Source organism: Mesorhizobium sp. M0208, from assembly GCF_040322015.1.
GTDB lineage: Bacteria > Pseudomonadota > Alphaproteobacteria > Rhizobiales > Rhizobiaceae > Mesorhizobium.
Genome location: NZ_JAMYSP010000096.1, coordinates 1 through 3,925, shown reverse-complemented (window position 1 = coordinate 3,925; position 3,925 = coordinate 1). Strand labels below are relative to the sequence as shown.

At 60.2% G+C, this 3,925-nt stretch carries 4 protein-coding genes; 1 reads left to right on the top strand and 3 read right to left on the bottom strand.

Annotated features, from left to right (window positions below; all coding sequences use genetic code 11):
• Window positions 1-456: 456 nt before the first annotated feature.
• Window positions 457-696 (top strand): hypothetical protein, encoded by a 240-nt coding sequence (locus NKJ17_RS33650; RefSeq protein WP_352692005.1) that lies wholly within the window; start codon window positions 457-459, stop codon window positions 694-696.
• 776 nt (window positions 697-1,472) lie between these two features.
• On the opposite strand, the gene NKJ17_RS33645 is transcribed toward NKJ17_RS33650, so the two are convergent.
• The 3 genes from NKJ17_RS33645 to NKJ17_RS33635 form a co-directional block, all read right to left on the bottom strand.
• Window positions 1,473-1,649 (bottom strand): hypothetical protein, encoded by a 177-nt coding sequence (locus tag NKJ17_RS33645; RefSeq protein ID WP_352692004.1) that lies wholly within the window; start codon window positions 1,647-1,649, stop codon window positions 1,473-1,475.
• An 894-nt stretch (window positions 1,650-2,543) separates the two neighbouring features.
• Window positions 2,544-3,245, bottom strand: a complete 702-nt coding sequence (locus NKJ17_RS33640; protein WP_352692003.1) for a hypothetical protein — start codon at window positions 3,243-3,245, stop codon at window positions 2,544-2,546.
• 528 nt (window positions 3,246-3,773) lie between these two features.
• Window positions 3,774-3,917, bottom strand: a complete 144-nt coding sequence (locus NKJ17_RS33635) for a DUF982 domain-containing protein (protein ID WP_352692007.1) — start codon at window positions 3,915-3,917, stop codon at window positions 3,774-3,776.
• Window positions 3,918-3,925: the final 8 nt, after the last annotated feature.

Sequence of the window (3,925 nt, the reverse complement as noted above, 5' to 3'; positions counted from 1 at the left end):
AGGCGCACGACACCCGCATTGACGAGCCGGCTCCAATAACCAGCGTTGCAGGTAAAGCCGTCGAGCGGCTTCTCTGACGTTTGGAGCCGGACCTAACGGTGGCCGGTGTTCAACTTCCGCTCCGAGGGAGCCGTCACTTTGGGAACAGCACTCGATACCTGTTTCCGGCGTCGGCGTTCCTCCGCTCCACGCACCGCCTTTATGGCCATCGCCGGACCGAGAGGAAGTCCGTCGCTTCGCTAACACGTGGTTGGGCGGGCGCCAAGGTCATCGCTGAAATGTTAAAACCATTTCTGTAGAATTGACGCACACAAGGCCGATCCGAGGCCAACTGGGAGTTGCATACCCCAGCTGGAATTGTGCGGAACCGTACGAAGTCGATTGCAAGCAACCAACCTGGTTGGCCGGGCATTAATTTAGCAAAGCGTGAATTAGGAAAGCATCGGGAGGAACACCATGCTGCACGTTAACATGCCCCGTGAATTTGAGGTCGGCGATGAGGTTGCGCTAGCAGGTATCGTCATCGCGATTCTCCCCAGCGGGCGCGCCAGGGTGAGCATTCCTTCGTATGACCATCCCTATACGATTGATCCGCCACCCAAAGTCCGCGCCGGCGACCGAGTGGTTCTTGTTGGGGACGTCACCCCGATTGCGGAGGGAACAAACTCACTGTGCGCATCGACTGCGGCGGGGTGATTACTGTCGACAAGTCGGCGATCACTAGGCTGAGAAAGCACCGCCGGGCTTCAACGGGTTAACGCTCAGGCGAGACAACAGCCGGTGTCGGCGCGGGGAAGATGCCAACCAGGCGTGCGGCGCTGTCCATATGGGGTGGACGAACGGATAAATGGGCGCTCGACTGTTAAGGGCATGAGTTCACCTAGTGCGTCCCTGGCGCTCTTCGGATTACTGGTGAAGCAAGTCAGATCTGGGCCTATCGCGACCGCGCTTCACCTGACGTCCGGCATTCGCGCAGTCGCAATCGTCGCTCTCGGCAACAGGCGGCGCGTCCGTCCATGACGCGTCGCAGTGCGCTGTGGAAGGAGACCTCGTGTGAAGGCAAGCCGGGCATCCCGCTCGACCGCAACCTTTCTCTGCAATGAGGGCTTGGTCGCCCTTCGGCGAGTTCAACCGCGACGGGCCCCGGTTCTTACCCATCCTCCCGGCTCCCGACGCCGGCAATAGGTCTGCTCGGAGCGTCGTGACGGAACGACATGGTTGGGGGAGTAAGCGCGTCGCCCTGTGTGAACAACCCGGCCGGTGACAGCCTCGTCCGCATCGACAACAACCGCAACGGCAAGAAGTCGTCGCTGAAGCCCGCAAGGTATCTGTCACGACATAGCGTGCCGGCGAAGCTGCGCCTCGCGACGAGGATTCTTGTAAGCCGATCAGACCGCAACGCCGGCCAGATGAGCGAGAACTTACCCTCGGTGTTGGTCTCGACCAGGCTCGACTTCGTCAGTAGCTGCCGACTACGAGTCGAGGTCGTAGGGCTGGTGGCCCAACTCGTTATGGTGAAGCGCCTCTGCCATACACCTGATGTCGAACGCCTGGCCGCACGCCGGGCAGACGACGAAATACTCCTCCTCCCGAAGTGGCGATGCATCGTGGTTTTGGGGGATGACGATGTCATTGTATTCGTCGGGCATTGGGTCCTCCGGCAACGCCGCCCGCAATGCTGGAACGCGTGTCGGCAGGATTTGTTTCAGAGTTACTGCGCGTAAGAAGGAGCCCTGGGCATCGATCGTGGCCCGATGTCCGGTTTTTCGACAGCGATGCTGTCAATATCCCTTCTCTGCCACCGGGCAGTTCAAAGGGATTCTTATCTGCAATCTTTGGTTAGGGCAGGGCAGGAACCATTTCCGCGCGGCAAGCTCGAATTCAGCGCCGCGTGTGCGGTCATTTGAACTCCAATCCGGCGACGCACTCCGCTAGGCCGAGATTGACTATGGAGACGAATGCAATGGCCGGAAGTGGATCCTGACGAAATCATTGACGGCTGACGGAACAGCCCTTGGGCCGACATGTGTGACTGAAAATCCTCGCGAGGCGCTCAAGGAGATGATCGCCCTCAATGGGCGCCTTCAGCAACAGCTTGGCAGGCTTTCGGTCCCACGCCGGGCGACGCGCTAGGCGGGCAACAGCCATGGGAGAACAAACCCAGAGATCGCAGGAACAGCAAGTTGATCCTGCCGACTGGGAGCTTGCGACCGACGAAGCCATAGCTGCCCATGGTGGTGCCAGAGAAGCAGTCAAGGCGCTTCTTATCGCCAACGCTGCCCTGGGGCGTGAGCTGGCCCTAGCGGCCCCTGCTTTGAGCCATGGGTTTAGCAGGGGATGGCACCGCCGAAGATGGTACGCCAGCGAATAAGTTCCATTTCTCGCCACCTCAGACAGTCCGGGTTGCGGACAACCCTCAACGCAGCGACCTTGACGCAGAGAAGCCCGCCACCTTGCGAGTGACGGGCCCGGCCGCGAGGCCAGGAGAGTGTCGTCAAAGCCTGCACGGCCGATTCGACGCTCCCGTTAACGCAGCACTCTCCTCAGCGGCGCGCGATCAGCATGCAAAGCTGACGCAGATCACTGTCATACGTCCCTTCACTGCTGAGCACGTCGACACAGCGCTTTTTCATGCGTATCAGTTGGCTGCTGGACATCTGGGCGACCACGGTCGGCAGGCCGGGAGTGCTGGGCGTCCCTGGTGTTCCAGGTGTCCCTGGCGTTCCGGGAGTGCCGGGAACGGTACCGCCACCAACGCCGACACCGGCGCCCACACCGATACCACTCGTGCCACCGACATTGACTCCTACGCCCGCTGCAACGCCGCCCGCGCCACCGACATTCGCACCGGCGCCAGCAGCGACACCACTCGTGCCGCCTAGGTTAGCACCCGCGCCAGCAGTGACGCCGCTAGTGCCACCTATGTTTGCGCCAGCACCGGCGGTGACGCCACTCCTGCCGCCAATGTTCGCGCCGGCTCCGGCGATAATGCCCCGACTGCCGCCTATATTAGCGCCTACACCGGCATTGACTCCGCTGCGTCCACCAATCGAGGCGCCGGCCCCCGCGTTGATGCCGCCACTGCCGCCGATTGAAGCGCCGAGACCAGCCTTGATGCCGCCTGTCCCACCAATTGCTACGCCTGCACCGACGCCAACGCCGGCTGCGCTGGAGGGGAAAGATAAAGATAAAACCAGTGCACCACTGGCCAAAGCCGTGGCGAAACTCTTAAGGACATTTGCCATGACACTCTCCTTTACCTGGTGCGTCTCAGCAGCAGAAACGATGACTGCTACTGCACTGACAACGCACTCAGAGAGATTTTGACTTACTTGATCCTGGGTATGTTGCGATGATGACTTACGAGTAGAAAACTATTCCGAATCAATTTGAGTAAAAATGTGAATACATCCTCGGCCCGGCGACCGACTGCCAAGGGTTCGCTCTCGTGCTAATGAGTGACGGTTAACCGTTTGTTAGGCATGCCTGAGGTCGTGACGGGACTGTTTCCAAACGTTAGTCGACGGTTGTCGGAGCGGTCGGTACGAAGCCGGTATGCATTATCTTCCGGTAGGCGTCGCCCTGGCCATTTCGCTTGTCTTGGGTTTGGTCGTGGCGGCGATCGCCTCAAAGGACCCGTCCGAACTCCGCTGCTTCAGAGGTTCTTTCGTCCCCAGCGATGAAGTTCACATGAGGGCTGTCACGCCCCAAGGCGGGAGTGTCGAGAACGGCGGGCACAATTGATCCCGGGTCGGTCCCCTCCTTACAGCTTCCTAATCCAGAAAGAGCATACCCTCCTCCTCGGCAGCTTCCTCGAAAGCCTTACGGACATCGTTGGGCGACACCCGGCCCTCAAAGGCGTCGCTGCAGGCTTGCACCGCCAGATTCCACTTCGGTCCCCTCTCGGTCCACTTCATGAGTTCCT